Genomic DNA, 15,879 nt, shown 5'->3' with positions numbered 1-15,879 from the left:
GAACAAACAGAATGGGGGCAATACAGAGCAGGATAAACAGCAACAGGCCGATCAATCCGCTGGCATGCAGGGCTTCCATCAGGCCATTATGGGCATGAAAATAATCACTCTGCAAAAAAATCCACTGACCATCCCAGAGCTTTTGTTGGCTGAGTGGGAGATAGTGCTGAAAAGTATCGCCGATCCGCCCCCAACCGCTACCAAACAACCACGTGCTGGGAGAGGCATCACGCATTGCCCCCTCTAGCATACGTGTGAGCAAATAACGATCTTCAATGGAGGCAATGGAACGCACAGATGGCAGCCACCAGGGAGAGAGAATGGGAGCCAGCAAGGTCAAAAGAGTGACAAGTGCGGCAGCAATCCGCAGAAAGGTAAGGGAATAGCCCTGTTTTAGAGACCAACGCACTCCATAATAGCCTGATATTCCCAATACAGCAGCCAATGCCACGCTCATGCTGCGTGACACCACCATCAGGAGAAGCAGAATCAGTGTACCAACCACCTGATGGGAGCGGCTGGGAGGGCTCATCTGTAGCAGCAGCCAAAGAGATGGAACCAGCCAAGCATAGTAGGCAGGCACCCAGATCAACAGAATTGGCAATGCCTTTTGTTCGGCAATCCAGTCCCAGCCTTTGATGGCGGCCACCAAAACCGCCACCAAAAAGGCCAGATTGCGCAACAAATGCAGGCGCTCTGTACTCGACAGAAAACGGCGTCCCAGAATAATCAACAGAGTCAGTTGCACATACCAGAGAGCGCCTGTTCCCGACTGGGGTGCGCCGAGAAGGCTCAACATCGGCATTTCGGTTATCGGCGCCACAAGAGAGGAATAAAGGGCCAGAATGAAAGGTATGACAATCAAGGGATGACGCCAGGCAGCCGCAGAGCTCTCCGGTGAGAGAAAGCCGTCGAGGGCCAGGGTCAGGGCAGCCAGAGCGGTGGACAGGTAGAGCCCGATGAGCAGAGGATCTCCTTTGGACCAATAGCCTGTGGTAAAGGGTGGTAAAGAGGAGAGAGGCAACAGCAAGCCAATAGTGAGACTGATCCAGCCCAGCCAGAGCACAGGAGTGGACAGGTCATTTGCTTTTGTAGCCTCTTGCACCATTTGCCCCATGCTTCCTTCTCCTGTTTATGCGCCTAATCAGTGCATTTGTTGCAACAAAGTGGGTCGATGTGCGCTCCGCTTGCCGATAATCCCTGCCGAACCGTCACCTTCACAAGAGAGGATCCAAAGGGGATAATTTGGCAACAGGCAGTCACAATTTTCTAATATAAACCGGGGCGTGGAGACAACGTGCTTGAGCAAAGCGCCAGAGATCATCGGCTCGCTCCGTTCATAACGGATGGGGCAGGCATGCAGAGACAGTTGGGTCATCGAAAAAATATTCCGATGACCCAACAAAGTGCGGAAACCAAAAGATTCACACTGATTAGGGAGAATCAGAACTCATAGCGGGCACGAACTGCGATGGTCCACAAATCCAGATCCTGCCGGAAGACGGAGTTGTTGTTGACCTCCAGACTGCCTGTCAATCCCGCCTTGTTGAATTCATAACCCAAACCCACGACTGCGCCACCATCGTCGATATGCGAATATTGACTGTTGGTTTTGAGAGAGGCATCGGGCTTGGTAAAGTCCCATTCACCCATCACCTTCATGTAGGGGATACCCGCGTCTGTCAAATAACCCAATTTGGTACCGGCGGATAACCGTCCCAGTTTGGTGATACTCTCAGGAACGATAGTACCGTTAGATTCCGCATAGCGATCCTGGGTCTCTTCTACATAGAACAAACCGACTTTCGGTTGGTAACGCCAATTGCTGTAGGCATAGTTGCCGACCAGATTGCCGCCGGCAAATACACGATGGGCATCATAAGATCCGGTAACGGTTCGGTTGGTATTGGTGGTATCATAATCCAGCCAGGAGTATCCCAACTGAATATCCCCTGTCCACGATTTGTTGATCGTGTAGCCCAGATAGGGGATAACGGAAAGACCATTACCAGTCAGCGTGCCTGCGTTAAATTTGGTGGTAATATCATGGTGTTCAAAGCTTAACGCCAAACCAGTCAGCAGCGTTGAAGACCATTTATAGTCGGCACCGGCAACATAATTTTGTACGTCACCATCCATTTCGAGGGCAGTTTCCGATTTTTTCAGGTGGGTATAGGTACCTTGTCCCCACACACCAAATTCTGCTGCACCGCCACCCGCTGCCATACCACGACTGGACAGAGCAAAATTGGATGGAAGAGCATTGGCACCGTTCAATCCACTCATGTGCACAGAAGAGTCAGGCATGCTGCGCTGCGATTGGGTAATGGAGCCACCACCACTACCTGAGGAGGGGATGAAACCGCCGGCAACAGCGTTGCTGACCAGCAAAGAGGTTTGCGTGGAAACTGTGCTGGTCACCAGTGAGGCGATACTGGTTCGGGCTGCTTCGCTTCTTTCGCTGGTATCACTGGCAGACCATGCCGGAGAGGAGACAAGGATGGCAGCCATACCGAACAACGAAGATGAAAAAGATATGTTTTTGGTATTCATTGCAAGCAGTTCCCTATAGCGTAATGACGAAATTTAAATATATTCCAACAACAAATCAATTGACCATTCATTCGGGTCAGAAAAACAAGCATCTTGGTGGAGTTGTTAGAGCGAAAACTTTGCTGAGTTCAAGTGCTAAACCTTTGATTCTGAAAAACTTATTCAAAAGATTGCCCATACAAACAAGCACAGCATTACCCCACACCTCCCACAATCCATTGCTGGATAGATTTATACTTGGAATATAACGATATAATCAGTTTGCATAGTACAACCGACCATGCTGCACCATATTTAACAAAATGGCTCTGTTTTGACAAGAAAAAAAGGGTCTATCTCAATTTTGGCTGCAGAATGCTGTTAACAAAAGCCAGATTACTCACCCGTAAAGCACCACACCACGAAAGCGGCCAGGAGCATAATTGTGTAATAAAAGATCAATATTTTCCACGGAGCCCAACCAGCAAGCATTTTTTGTTGATAAAAATGTTCCCGGTGGGGCTGCAGAATGGGTGATCCGTTGCACATACGGCGCAGCAAGGTCCAGGTGGCATCCACAATGAAAGGCGAAAAAATAAGCAGACTTGCCCACCATGGCAGCAAATGGGCACTGTGGCCCCATACACTGAGAGCTGCGGCCAAAAAGCCAAGGGAGATGGCACCGACATCACCCATGAACAAGCGCCCAGGCGGTCGATTGAGCAACCAAAAACCCAGACATGCGGCGGATACGGTCAAAGCTGTTATGGCAAAAGGGTGATTGACAGAGGCGCTGCTGGTCAGGGCCATGGCAGCAAAACCAATGACTCCCATGCCACTGGCTAAACCATCCATGCCATCCATAAAATTATATAAATTTATCATCCAGAGCATAAACAAAAAATAGAGGACCAAATTGCCCAGATGCAAAACGGTTGAGCCATGCTCTGGAATCAGCATCTCCAGATGGTCGCCATTGCCATAAAGAAACAGCAAGAGTGCCAAGGCTTGCCAGCGCAAGCGCAAAAAAGCCGAAAGCGGCTGGCGGTCATCCAGAAAAGAGAGGATGGCCACAATGGCTAAAGGAGGCAATAACCACCCCCAATATTCATTCCAGGATGGGTATAGCCTGGGAAGCCATGCAATCAGGAAGGCAGCGAGGATGGCAACTCCGCCCATGCTTGGGGTTTCCACACAGTGGAGAGATCGTTCGTTGATCTCTTTCAACGGCATCCATTTTGGCCGACGCTGGACAAACCACAGGGAGATTGCCCAGGCCATACCGGCAACCCAGAGATAATGTGCGATGCTGTTCATGGCCATGACTGGCCGGTTTGCGCAATGCGGTTATACAGCGTGCCAGCATGAATGATCTTTTGGCTCGAATGTGCCAACCGCTTCCCACAGTCTGGCCGCACCCAGACTCTGAATCTCTGTAGACTCTCCTCGACGCGCATATTGATTCTTTCCGCAACCCATGGCTTGCTCGTACAGGGTGCCAAAACCCGGATGGTTTGTTATCGGCAAAAAGGATCATCCTCCCTCTCATCTCTGCTTGCCACGCCTGCAAACTGCTTCCTCTCGCAGCACCCATAGACAATTCAGAACAGTGCCACATACTGGAGGATGTACGTTTCCATGTTGACATATCGACCTGTTTAACGGAAATTGCCACCGCATGCAACGCTCCTGTCGGCAAGGGGTTGTTCCTTTACAGGCTGTGAGCATCCAACAGAGCCAGCTTTTGCGAGAGCTTGAAAATGAGTTTGCCTGTGCAACAAAAAGCAATTTTTGTCTTGGGAATGCATCGCTCCGGCACCTCGGCCATCACCCGCATATTAAATCTGATGGGAGCTGTTCTGCCCCATGACCTGATGCCGGCAACAGCCGATCAGATTCCAGGATATTGGGAATCGATGCAGGTGATGAAAATTCATGACAAATTTTATGCAGATATTGGTTCAAGCTGGCATGACTGGAAGCTGTTTCCAAAGGAAGTCTGGCAATCTAAGGCAGCCAAAACCTGCAAAGAGGCCCTTGCCATCCTCTTGGAGCAGGAGTTTGCCCAACAGGCTCTGTTTGTCATCAAAGATCCGCGCTTGAGTCGTTTATTGCCGCTGTGGCTGGATCTGTTGGCGGAGCGACAGATTGAGGCAGCCTGTGTCCTGATTGTGCGCAATCCACTGGAAGTGGCCGCTTCCCTGCAAAAGCGGGATGGCTTTTCCGAAAGCAAAGCACTGTTATTATGGGCGACTCATGTGCTTGAGGCTGAGCACATATCCCGTCTCTTGCCACGGGTACGCCTCTTTTATGATGATCTTTTGCAAAATCCCCGTGCCGTGATAGCAGAGATCGAAAAACATTTGGGTGCGTTTCCTGCGACACAACAGGCATGGCCTGAGATAGATCGCTTTCTCTCTGCACAATATCGCCACCATCACAGCAGTGATCAAGAGTTGCAGGCCGAACAGAGAGCGCCTGCCTGGATCCAATCAACCTATGAACAGCTCTGTCGGCTCAATCGGTCGTCAGAACCGGTGGCGGAATCGGCAACAAGCAATCTCTATTATCCTCTGCAGGAGCTCATAGAGATATTGACTGTGCAGTTGGATGCAGAGCGAGACCATGCCAGCACAATCTGCCAGAACAGGATCAAACAGTGCATCCAGGAAAGCGAACAGCGCCTGCAAGAGCAGCAGCAACAGCATCAGCAGTTACAGCAAGAGATCAGGCTTGTTGAGCAGCAACTGGCCGAGTCGCAAACAAAAGTGGCCGGACAGCACAGACAACTGACCGCCTTAATGGAGCATATTCATTCTCATTGCCTGGAAGAGAGCGTGCACTCTGTACAACAAAAGCTCCATCCCTTGCCTCCTCTCTTCCACTGGTTGGAAAAGGTTGTCACAACTTGCTTGCCACGCCAATTCTGCCCGGTAAAGCTGTTGCCGATGCACAATGTGGAGGCAGTAGATCTGTTGCAAGGAGAGTTTGCAGCAACCTCTTCAGATCCGATATTTCAAATCATTCCCCTGCAGGGTCACCTCTCTGGAGGATGGTATTATCTGGAAATGCTGCTTACCGCCAAGCGTTCTGTTTCAGCAAAACTCTATTTTGATAACGGTCAGGGATTCCAGGATCACCATTTTGTTGCCATCCCCTCACTACAGCAAGGCAGTGTGCGGGAGGTCATCCGCTTGCCTCACCCCTTGTTTGGCTTGCGCTGGGATCCAATAGAACATAGCGGCCCGTTTCAGCAAAGCCGCATGGTGTTGCATCGCATTACTTTTTTGGAAAGCTGGATACGACGCATGGTGCGGGTCTGTCGGGATTGGTGGCGTTTTCGTCACAATCCGCTCACTGCCATTGCAGGCTTGGGGATAGGGGAAATTCTCTTTGATTTGGACAAGGCGTATACCAGAACAGCAAAGTTGCGTTGCCAGCACACCGCCCGAAGCGAGCCCCATTATCCAGCGTGGCTGCGCTATAACGATCTCTTGAGCGCCGGTCGCCGCAACTGGATAGTGGAGCAAATGGCTGGCATGCCCCGCCATCCTCTGATTTCAGTGGTCATGGCATGCCATAATGTGGCCAATCCGGAGCGGTTTGCTGCAGTGGAATCGGTTTTGCGACAGATCTATCCGCATTGGGAGTTGTGTATTGCCGACGATGCCTCCTCCGACCCGCGCATGGCAGTATGCTTGCAACACTATCTCTCTCTGGATTCGCGGATCAAAGTCATTTTTCGCCCACAACAGGGGCAGATCAGTGCAGCCTCCAACAGTGCCTTATCCTTGGCAACAGGAGAATATGTCGCATTTTTGGAGCAGGAGGATCAACTGAGCGAACAGGCTCTGTTTTGGGTGGTGGAGGCCATCCTGCGCCATTCGGATCTGGCTATCCTCTATTCCGATGAAGATGCAATCGACGATAGCGGAGAGCGCCATTCACCCTGTTTCAAATGCGATTTTAACTATGATCTGTTTTTGTCGCAAAACATGGTGCGCCATCTGGGGGTCTACAAAAGATCGTTGTTGCAACAGACTGAAGGATTTCGTACAGGCTATGAGGGAGCCCAGGATTGGGATCTGCTCTTGCGTTGCCTGGAGCATGTGCAACCGCAACAGATTTTCCACTTGCCGATCATTTTATACCACTGCCGCTTACAGCAGCACAGTTTGCCAGAACAAAAGGAGAGCCAACCTTCTGCAGTGCGGGCTGCCGAAAAGGCGTTACGGGATTATTGTCAACGCCGCAATCTTGCTGCCCAGCCACTCCCGTTAGCGAACAGCGGCTATTTTCGCATTTGCTATGCACTGCCAAAAGCTGCACCTCTGGTCACCCTCATCATTCCGACCCGCAACAACCACCACTTATTGAATGCTTGCGTTCAATCCCTTCTGACCAAAACCGATTATCCCCATTGGCAAATTGTGCTTATCGATAACGGTTCCGATGCACCTGAAACACTGGATCTGTTGGACTCCTGCTCCCAGCATCCCCAAATAGAGATCATCCGAGACAACTCCCCCTTCAACTATTCTGCCCTGCACAATCGCGTCATCCCATTGCTGGATACCCCTCTTATCGCTCTGCTCAACAATGATATTACCGTGATTGACAGCCACTGGCTGCAAGAGATGGTCTCCCTGCTTTTGCAACCCGGTGTCGGGATAGTGGGAGCACGGCTTTGGTATCCCGATGATACGATTCAACATGGGGGGGTTATTTTAGGTTTGGGGGGGGTGGCAGGACATGCCCATCACCGCTATAGCTTGCAAGATGCCGACTATTTTGGACGCTTGCGGTTGACCCAAGCCTTTAGCGCAGTGACCGCCGCCTGTCTGCTGGTGCGCAAGGAGATCTACCTGGCGGTGGGAGGCATGAACGAAGAGGATCTGGCCATTGCCTATAATGATGTCGATTTTTGTTTGCGCGTGGGTGAACTGGGCCTGCGTACTGTCTGGACCCCTTTTGCCAACCTCTATCATCATGAATCGGCCTCTCGTGGCGCCGAGGACTCCCCGGAAAAACAGGCTCGTTATGCCAAAGAGGTGGCCTACATGCGGCAACGCTGGGGTGCCAAACTGGATCAAGATCCCGCCTACAATCCCAATTTATCCTTGGAAAGAGCTGATTTTTCGCTCTCCTGGCCTTCCCGCTGCCAATTGACCGAAAAATATCGGAGTGTGCCATAATGAATTTTACCCTGCTGACAAATCGCTGCCCGGCACTGAGCGAATTTTTTCAAGGGTTGTGGCGGGTGCAGTTGTGGCTGCATTTGGGCTGGCGCGATATTGGCATTCGCTACAAACGAACCATTCTGGGCCCCTTGTGGATCACCTTGAGTACTGTGGGCACCTTTGTCGCCCTGGGCATGTTGTACAGCGCCCTGTTAAAAAACGACATCCACCAATCCTTGCCCCATTTGGCGGTTGGCTTGGTAACCTGGAACCTGCTCTCCGGAATAATTTCTGAAGCACCGCATCTCTTTCTGCAAGCCAGACATATCATCACCACCCTGCGATTGCCTTTGACCGTGCATGTGGCCCGCTTGCTCAGTAAACATTTTTTCTTCTTTTTTCATAACCTGGCGGCAGCATTATTGACCTTGTTAATCCTGGATGGCCGGCCAGGATGGATCCTGCTTTGTCTGCTACTGACCATTCCCTTGCTCTTCGTGATCCTGTTTCCTTTGGCATTGCTGTTGGGCATGCTGGGTACCCGCTTCCGTGATCTGGAACCGATCATTGGTATCTTCATGCAGTTATTGTTCTTTCTGACACCTATTCTCTGGAGTCCAGCCGATTTGCCCTTGGCGCGCAAATATTGGGTAACCTTCAATCCGCTCTATCATCTGATTGAAATGGTACGTGCACCCATGCTGGGACAATTGCCGGAGCTGTTTTCGCTAGGCATGGCCTTGGGCAGCATGGTACTGTTGCTGCTTCTTGCGCTCTGGGGATTTTGTCGTTTCAAAAATCGCATTATTTATTGGTTTTAATAACAATGGCTTCCATTATTCTTGAGCAGGTTGCCGTCGAAATGCCGGTCTATTCCGGTACACAACGCTCCCTGCGCCGCGCCTTTTTGGATCGGTTAAGCAATCGCCAAAGCAAAACCAACAAAGAGCTCTTTGTCTTGGCGCTCGATCAGATCTCCCTGCATCTCAAGCCAGGGGATCGGGTTGGCTTGATTGGTCACAATGGCGCCGGCAAATCAACCCTGTTACGGGTTTTGGGCGGCATTTTGGCACCAACCAGTGGTTGCATTACCATTGAAGGGCAAATTTCCAGCCTGCTCAATATGACCAGCTTGCTCGATCCTGAAATGACAGGCTATGAAAATATTGAGACAGCCCGACTCTTATTGGGCATTCCGACAACGCGGCGTGATGCTCTGCTGCAGGATGTGCTTGATTTTACCGAATTGGGCGCCTATCTGGAGATGCCTTTGCGTACCTACTCTGCCGGAATGCAGCTTCGTCTCTCCTTTGCACTGCTGACGGCACAACAACCCGAAATTTTATTGCTCGATGAGGTAATTGGCGCCGGCGATGCCGGCTTTTTCAAAAAGGCCACACAACGCTTCGGCCAGCTCTGTGAACAGACCCAAATCCTTGTTCTGGCCAGCCATGTCTTGCCACATATTGCACTGATGTGCAACAAGGTGATCTGGTTGGAGCAGGGCCGGGTACGCAAGACAGGAGCTGTCGAAGAGCTCATCAAAGAGTATCAACAAGCTGTGCATGAGGTTTCCCATCCTGGCTGTCCGGTACAGATTCGCTGAATTGCGCACATTCCAGCCGCTCTATCTCCCCTGCTCCGGGCCACAAGCTGCAACCAGGGGCAACACAACCCTTTGCCGTTTCATCACCACCGAGGGACGCCAAACCAGCAAGCGGGCCAGTTGCATGGTGGAGAGGCAGCGCTGCATTTGAATCGAGTGCCGTTGCTGCCAAATCATGCGCCAGCCGCGAACTCCTTGCCACAGAGCATGCCAGCGCTGCCTGGCTCCCCTGGTACGGAAACTCAACCATCCCTGCGCCAAGACATACAAAGGCAGCGAAAGCCACAGCAAAGGCCAGGGCATACAGCGCAACTGCATCCACAAACCGTTACGCACACTGTGAAAAAGGGTAAACGGGCTATGCTGACCGCTAATTGCCGAACCCACATGAATCACCTCGGCCTGCACCGCCTGCCTGGCCTGAAAACCAAGCAGATTCAGGCGAAACCCCAAATCGACATCTTCGAGATAACAAAAGAATGATTCGGCAAAACCGCCTACCCTTTCAAACAGATCGCGACGATAAAATGCCGCCGCCGCACAGGGAGAAAAGGGGCGATAACCATCCGCAAGCGCACTGACCAACTGCCCATAACCAGCCCGCCAAGCCAAGCCATAAATGGAATAATAGTCCCCTGCCCCATCCCAGAGCCTGGGATCGGCAGCCATGCGCTGCGTGGAACCAAACAGGGCGGTATCTGGAAAACGGACAATGGCTGCCCGCATCGCTGCCAACCAACCATCAGTAGGCACTGTATCGGGATTCAGCATGGCCAACCACTCTACCTTGGCCCCTCTCGCTCCCAGATTGGCGGCTGCGGCAAAGCCTAAATTTTCCGACACCGCCAACCATTGAAAGCGCTCATCGGGAAGAAAGCAGGCTGTCTCTTGCTGTGGATCGCTCTCATTATCGACAATGACCACTTCAAAATGGCTATCGCTCTGGCGAAGCAGAGCCGCTACACTCTGTTGCAGCCATGGCTCGGCATGATAGTTGACAATGATCACCCGCACCCAGGGAGAGTCATTCATGAGCGGCGCGCCATCTGCTGGGTCAAATAGTTCCTGAGGGCGCGGTACCACTCTCCGACTTGCCGACAGGGAGCGGTCATGCGCCAGGATCGCGACTGCTCCAACGCCTGAATGCGATAGTGGGCCGCCTGGAGCAAGCTGCTGAGCTGTTGCAATTGCTGATCGCTGGCACCGACTGCCTCCGCGGTTGCTCCTGGGATAGACTCCTCCTGAAGCAGGGACGCAGCAAATTGCAGGGGAGCAGCCTGCCGTGGTGGCAAATAGTCCCTGCACTGGCTTGGCCATTGCTGCAGGGCATATTTTTCTACCAAAGCGCTGATTTTTAGAGAGATCTCCTCTGGCTTAAAGCGTGAACAGCGTTGAAAAATTCCAGGAAAGCGCCGCTCATAATCCTGCATGGCCTGGACAAAAATATCCAGCACCACATCGGCCCGTAGCGCCTTGCTGTCGATGCTGTTTTCATGATTGGAGACCAGGTGCAACAGGGCTATCTCTTCGACGCCAATGCCACTGGCCAGATAGGAAAGCAAAAAATTGTGTGATGGCTCAAGAAGATGAAAGGGTTCATGGGCAAGCAGCAGTGCCAAAGAGATCTGATCACTGCTCACCACATGTTTGACCTGCTCTGCAGAGGCGCAGACCTGAAAAGCCTCATCCTGCAATTGATAGAGCTTTTCCCAGGTCTCACACCAAGATCTCATGGTACTGTTAAAACGTCCTACTGGAAAGACAATCAGCCCCCCATTGACATAGCGAAACTGTCTGACAAAATCGGTACAAAGCGCCTGCTCTGCCTTGCCTTTTTCCAGATAATAACCGGCAAGATCGCCACTGGCCAAATTGAGAGCCAAAGGAATCTCAAAACGATCCGCCAACCATTGTTGCAATGGCCAAGAGATGCGCAAACTGGGCGCCGGACAACCGGCAAAATAAGATTCGGGAATGGCGCGCAACAACCAGGGATCTTGCAAAAAAATAATATCCCAGTCTAAAAGGATCACACGAGACTCTGAAAAATCCAACTCTCCGGCAAGAAATTTGTTTGAATAGGGTAATTTGTTGATATGTAGATGGAGGGGACGACGATGCACGGTCACACCCAACGGACGGACAAAATTTTCCAACTCTTGATTTTCACCAACCAGAAGCAAGTGCAGTTGCGACCATTCACGACAATAACAGTGCCAGGATGCAGCCAGTGCATAGACCAAAACACTCTTTGCCACATAGGCATCCACCACCGAACAAAATATAATCTGCACTTGAACTCCTTTGCAAAAGCGCTATTAATTGCCTCGCGGTCTCTGCTGTTTTGTTGACTGTGCAACCTCTATCAGAACCGGCAAATGGCTCAAACAATCATCGACTCCCTTATAGACTCATTCATGATCGACAATGCTCTTTAGGCCAGACAAAGCAACCACTTCTCCCGCACCCAGCGCGCCGTTGCAACCTCCTGAACAGAGCGCACTGACCTCCTGTGGAATCGTGGGTATTACCGGTGCCGCCGGTGTGCTGGGTCGCATCCTGGTCCAGGCATGGGAACATCAGATGACACTCCGTCTGTTTGACCAGGTGCCGTTGCCCTACCTCAGTCAACATCCCGCCCAACTCGTGGATCTTTCCGATTCCAGCAAACTCGGCAATGGTTCTCTGTTTGCGGGGATCGACGCTCTGCTGCATCTGGCTGCCGAATCACGACCAAACACCCCGCCAGAACGAGTCAAACAGCATAATTTTCGTGCAACCCGTCTTGTCTATCGCGAAGCTCTGGCTGCAGGCGTCAAAAAGGTGATTTTTGCCAGCTCCAACTGGGTCCATGAGCTTGATTGCAAAAAGCTTCTTGCCCAACGCAGCACCTCCAACAGCGCAGCCCCCCTGCCTCTGATCACTCTGCATCAAAAAAGCTCGGCCCGCACTGCCTACGGTCGCTCAAAAATTTTTGGTGAACAGGCAGGGCAGGCCATGCTGGTGCGTCGGGGAGTACAGTTTGTGGCCTTGCGCATTGGCTGGGTGGTGGCCAGCGATGATCCGCGTTGCCATGACATCCCGCAGATGCACGCCATGTATTTGAGCCACCGCGATTTGCTGCAATTTTTTGCCCATGCTCTGCTTTCACCTCTTGCCAGCGCCACCGCCTTTGCCATCAGCGACAATTCGGGCAAGGTGTTTGATCTGACAGAGAGTTGCCAACAGTTAAACTATCATCCCCAGGATAATGTGGCGCATTTTTTTACTGCAGCGCATGGTTTGCAGCAATAAGGGCTAAGGGCTGCCACCACCCGACTGTTGTTGCCGACGACGCTGGGCAAGCACTATACGCGCATAATCAACCGCCGCCTCTTGCTGGGTACGGCCATGATTATGCAGGTGCAGACGGCGTTCCACAGCATGTACCCCTACCATCACCTCCTGGCAACCCATCTCTCTGGCCCGCAGCAGCCAATCGATAAATTCACCGCGTCGCCAACGGCTATCAAAACCACCCACTCGCGCAAAAGTGCTGAGGCGGGTAAGCAGCGCACTCGGCACATAGCCCGTTTCCCAGCCAGGTGGCACTCGCAAGCGCTGACACAGCTCGATGGGAGCATCTGGGCTGATAAATTGCCGCATCTGACCAAAAAACAGCTCGCTTCCCACATGCTCCTCCAGCGCGCGCATTGCCGCTCGCAACCAGCCAGAGATCCAGCGATCATCGGCATCCAAAAAGGCTACCAGCGGCCCCTCTGCCTGGGCCAAAGCCAGATTGCGGGCCGCACTGATCCCGGAAGAATGGTCCAGACGCAGACAGCGCACCTTGGCAAAGCGGCGCGCGATTGCTCCGCTGTCATCGCTGGAACCATCGTCAACCACCACAATCTCATTGACCATGGAGCCCTGCGCGAGCACACTCTCCAGAGCCTCTGGCAAATAGGCGGCCCCATTTTTTACTGGAATTAAAACCGAAACGGGCATCATGACACACCACCAGGTAAAAAACCCACATGCAGCAGCGACGACAAGGGGGGAGGTGGATTGCCTTGTTTTCGCCGCCGCCGCAAGGAGGCAGCAATGGCTTGCATCATCCCCTCCTGAGCCAAATGGTGCTGGCAGGTCATATTGTTGCCATGCAGCCTGTAGATCACCCCAGGATTATCATGCAACACCACTTGCGGCACATCCAGCTCCATGATGCGTAAAAACCAATCCAGATCCTCACCATACTGCATATGTGCCGCAAACAGACCAACCTTGTCAAACAAACGGCGGCGAAACAGGCCGCAACCGATTTGAAAGTGCATCAGATTATCACGCATCTGCTGATATTTTATGGATAGTTCCGAGGCTTCAGCCATGGCAACCACCTGCACCAAACCCAGTACACCATCCCATTGCGGCTGCTGCCACAACGCTCGCATTTGACACGCCAACTTATCCTCCGGCCAAAGATCATCGACATCGAGAAAGGCAATATAGGCACCGGAGGCGTGCTGCAAACCACAGTTGCGTGCCCCGGCTGGACCGGGATAATCATTGGGAACGATTATTAATTTGGCTTGGTGTCTGTTGGCCCATTCTACAGCCAAAATCCGCGAATCATCGCTCGAAGCATCATCCACCAGCACAATCTCCTGTACCGGCCACTGTTGCGCCAGAATGCTGTCGAGAGCCGATTGAATAAAATGTTGGCCATTTTTTACTGGGATGATCACGCTGAGTCCAGCGGATTCACTGTGCTGTAACATGCTCTTTTTCCAACCAGGAACGCAGCAGAAGCGCCACTTTGCGTGGATTTTGCCCAACACCCAGTTGCCATGCCGGCAAGGCAGCACAGAGAGCACGCAATTTGCGCATGGTTTGCGCACCACCTCCCGACAAAGTCATGAGCGTAGTGGGCGCCAAAGCGCGCAGAGCCGCCCCGGCAGAAGAGGGATGCAACCAACTCTCCTCGGCATCATGCAGTTGGGGGATCATGATAGCCCGCAAAGTGGCCTGGCGCATCACCCTTTCTGGCCAGCAGTCCAGAACGGAGACAATGGCTTTTTCTTGATCGGCTTGTCGCATGGGCAGGCTTAGTTGGGCCAGACTGGGCAAGCGCCGCATACCATCACGGGTCAATTTGCCCCAATGGTAGAGCGAACTGGTTAGCGGATTGGTTGCCTCAGGCAACCCCGTCAGGACAAAATCATCGCCCACATAACCCAATCCCTCTTCAAGACAGCTCAAACTGGTGGTGCTTTTGCCCGAACCGCTGGGACCAACCAGCAAGATGGCTCCCTTTTCCGGCAAACCAACCGCCGCTGCATGCAGCGGCTGCCAGGGAGTTGGCAACAACAACCAGTGCAAGATCTGCCGCAAAGGAAAAGAGAACTCCCAATAGGGCAATTTCTCTACCTGACGACACCAATAGAGGGCACGACGTCGGTTCTGGTCATAAAGCAATAGCGTTTCCGAACCCAGATCATAACGACCATACAACTGCGGACCAACAAAACCAGGCAGTTCACCACGTTCGCCAAACTCATGCACCTGCCAATATGGAGCAGGAAAAGGCAGATCCTGACTGACCTCCTCCCATATCTCAATCCGATAATCCACCTTTTGCGGGGGCTCAAACAAGCGTTGGTGTGCCATGGCCTGCAACAGATGTTGGGCCTGCGCTTGGCCCAACAGGCGTACTTCAATCGACAAAGAGCCCAGTTGATACCAGCAAAGAGGTGGCGGCCTCTGTGCTGCCGATTGATCACAAAGCGCAAAAATGGTCTCCGCATACTCCTGGGGAGTTGCTCTGTTTTCCTGGCAGGGCCTCTGGCAACGGTCGGGCATGGTCACTCTCAGAGCTGCGGTTTAATCGGCCAACCGGTATTATCCACCTCATGAATGGGATCAAGCATGAGCAACTCTTGCATATCACTGTATTTAAGCAGCTCTCCACCTGGAATGGCCGCATCTTCGGCAGCAGGAGCAACAGCACAGAGTGCGTCTCCACTCACCTGAGAGAGAATCCCCTCCTCAACCAGTTGCCACAGCAAGCGATTAATCACCCGCGTCAGTTGCTCCAGGTTGCTTTCCGGAAACGCAGTCGCCACCTGGCGAGCCAGTTGGCTGCTCTCTACCCCTTCTTGCAGTGCCTGCCAGAGAGGGGCACCTACTCCCGTCAGGCTGTAATATACACCAGAATCCAGGTTGACTATCACCACCTCCCCATCCAACTGATCGGCCACCAGAGAGCCACCGGCAAACTGAAATTGCTGCGGATTAGACATAAACACCCCATTGCTGAGAAAAAAGCGCACCCTCTGGTTACAGAAACGGCTGCGATAATAATCAATATCATTGAGAAAAAAGCGCACATTACGGTTACAGAAACGGCTGCGGCGATGATCCACTATTCAGACGCAACGACAACCAATAACAAACGGCCATTGTTCTCTATTTTCCTGTTGATGGCAAGGAAAGTGGGCATCAGTAGCAGGGCAATCGCATTTGAAAACCAGAAAATTATTAGGGAGGTCCAGGAGGAGATTATCTCCTCCTGGTGGGTGCAGG

15 protein-coding genes are annotated in these 15,879 nt (G+C 52.2%); 5 read left to right on the top strand and 10 right to left on the bottom strand.

Annotated features, from left to right (window positions below; genetic code table 11):
• The 4 genes from EJP87_RS06795 to EJP87_RS06780 all read right to left on the bottom strand — a co-directional run.
• The coding region (locus EJP87_RS06795; protein ID WP_130471108.1) for a hypothetical protein at positions 1 to 1,117 on the bottom strand (1,117 nt) is incomplete at its 3' end.
• A gap of 27 nt (positions 1,118 to 1,144) precedes the next feature.
• A complete protein-coding gene (locus EJP87_RS06790; RefSeq protein WP_130471107.1) occupies positions 1,145 to 1,378 on the bottom strand; it encodes a hypothetical protein in 234 nt (77 codons plus the stop codon).
• 65 nt (positions 1,379 to 1,443) lie between these two features.
• The gene (locus EJP87_RS06785; protein WP_130471106.1) at positions 1,444 to 2,553 is read right to left on the bottom strand and encodes an autotransporter outer membrane beta-barrel domain-containing protein; all 1,110 of its coding nucleotides are present in this window, start codon (positions 2,551 to 2,553) and stop codon (positions 1,444 to 1,446) included.
• Positions 2,554 to 2,928: 375 nt separating this feature from the next.
• Entirely contained in the window at positions 2,929 to 3,849 is a 921-nt protein-coding gene (locus EJP87_RS06780; RefSeq protein ID WP_193771199.1) for a glycosyltransferase family 4 protein, read from the bottom strand.
• Between the two features lie 443 nt (positions 3,850 to 4,292).
• Between EJP87_RS06780 and EJP87_RS06775 the strand changes: the two genes are divergently transcribed.
• From EJP87_RS06775 to EJP87_RS06765, 3 genes are read left to right on the top strand one after another with little or no spacing between them, the layout of a single operon-like run.
• Complete coding sequence (locus EJP87_RS06775) at positions 4,293 to 7,727, top strand: glycosyltransferase (RefSeq protein ID WP_130471104.1); 3,435 nt, start codon at positions 4,293 to 4,295, stop codon at positions 7,725 to 7,727.
• Entirely contained in the window at positions 7,727 to 8,533 is an 807-nt protein-coding gene (locus EJP87_RS06770) for an ABC transporter permease (protein ID WP_130471103.1), read from the top strand. Before EJP87_RS06775 ends, EJP87_RS06770 begins: the two co-directional genes overlap by 1 nt.
• Positions 8,534 to 8,538: 5 nt before the next feature.
• Positions 8,539 to 9,318, top strand: a complete 780-nt coding sequence (locus EJP87_RS06765; protein WP_130471102.1) for an ABC transporter ATP-binding protein — start codon at positions 8,539 to 8,541, stop codon at positions 9,316 to 9,318.
• 21 nt (positions 9,319 to 9,339) lie between these two features.
• On the opposite strand, the gene EJP87_RS06760 is transcribed toward EJP87_RS06765, so the two are convergent.
• Together EJP87_RS06760 and EJP87_RS17710 are read right to left on the bottom strand one after the other, a co-directional pair.
• Positions 9,340 to 10,350 (bottom strand): glycosyltransferase family 2 protein, encoded by a 1,011-nt coding sequence (locus tag EJP87_RS06760; protein WP_193771198.1) that lies wholly within the window; start codon positions 10,348 to 10,350, stop codon positions 9,340 to 9,342.
• Entirely contained in the window at positions 10,347 to 11,612 is a 1,266-nt protein-coding gene (locus tag EJP87_RS17710) for a hypothetical protein (RefSeq protein WP_193771197.1), read from the bottom strand. The genes EJP87_RS06760 and EJP87_RS17710 overlap by 4 nt, the downstream gene beginning before the upstream one ends.
• Positions 11,613 to 11,745: 133 nt before the next feature.
• Here EJP87_RS17710 and EJP87_RS06755 point away from each other — a divergent pair, with 133 nt between their 5' ends.
• The gene (locus EJP87_RS06755; RefSeq protein ID WP_130471100.1) at positions 11,746 to 12,612 is read left to right on the top strand and encodes an NAD-dependent epimerase/dehydratase family protein; all 867 of its coding nucleotides are present in this window, start codon (positions 11,746 to 11,748) and stop codon (positions 12,610 to 12,612) included.
• 3 nt (positions 12,613 to 12,615) lie between these two features.
• Here the strand turns inward: EJP87_RS06755 and EJP87_RS06750 are convergent, their stop codons facing one another.
• From EJP87_RS06750 to EJP87_RS06735, 4 genes are read right to left on the bottom strand one after another with little or no spacing between them, the layout of a single operon-like run.
• A complete protein-coding gene (locus EJP87_RS06750; RefSeq protein WP_130471099.1) occupies positions 12,616 to 13,308 on the bottom strand; it encodes a glycosyltransferase family 2 protein in 693 nt (230 codons plus the stop codon).
• On the bottom strand, positions 13,305 to 14,075 hold the full coding sequence (locus EJP87_RS06745) for a glycosyltransferase family 2 protein (RefSeq protein ID WP_130471098.1): 771 nt from the start codon (positions 14,073 to 14,075) through the stop codon (positions 13,305 to 13,307). Before EJP87_RS06745 ends, EJP87_RS06750 begins: the two co-directional genes overlap by 4 nt.
• Positions 14,059 to 15,156 carry a phosphoenolpyruvate carboxykinase (ATP) gene (locus EJP87_RS06740; protein WP_130471097.1) on the bottom strand — a complete coding sequence of 366 codons (1,098 nt, stop codon included), beginning with the start codon at positions 15,154 to 15,156 and terminating at the stop codon, positions 14,059 to 14,061. Before EJP87_RS06740 ends, EJP87_RS06745 begins: the two co-directional genes overlap by 17 nt.
• 8 nt (positions 15,157 to 15,164) lie before the next feature.
• Positions 15,165 to 15,596 (bottom strand): PqqD family protein, encoded by a 432-nt coding sequence (locus tag EJP87_RS06735; protein WP_130471096.1) that lies wholly within the window; start codon positions 15,594 to 15,596, stop codon positions 15,165 to 15,167.
• On the opposite strand from EJP87_RS06735, the gene EJP87_RS18410 reads away from it, so the two are divergent.
• Positions 15,579 to 15,879, top strand: a 301-nt coding sequence (locus EJP87_RS18410; protein ID WP_227657501.1) for a hypothetical protein, incomplete at its 3' end; no start/stop codon positions are given. The genes EJP87_RS06735 and EJP87_RS18410 overlap by 18 nt on opposite strands.

Origin of the sequence: Candidatus Magnetaquicoccus inordinatus, assembly GCF_004217665.1 — a bacterium.
GTDB lineage: Bacteria > Pseudomonadota > Magnetococcia > Magnetococcales > Magnetaquicoccaceae > Magnetaquicoccus > Magnetaquicoccus inordinatus.
Note: the sequence above shows the minus strand (reverse complement) of the source record. Positions and strands in the feature narration are given on the sequence as shown.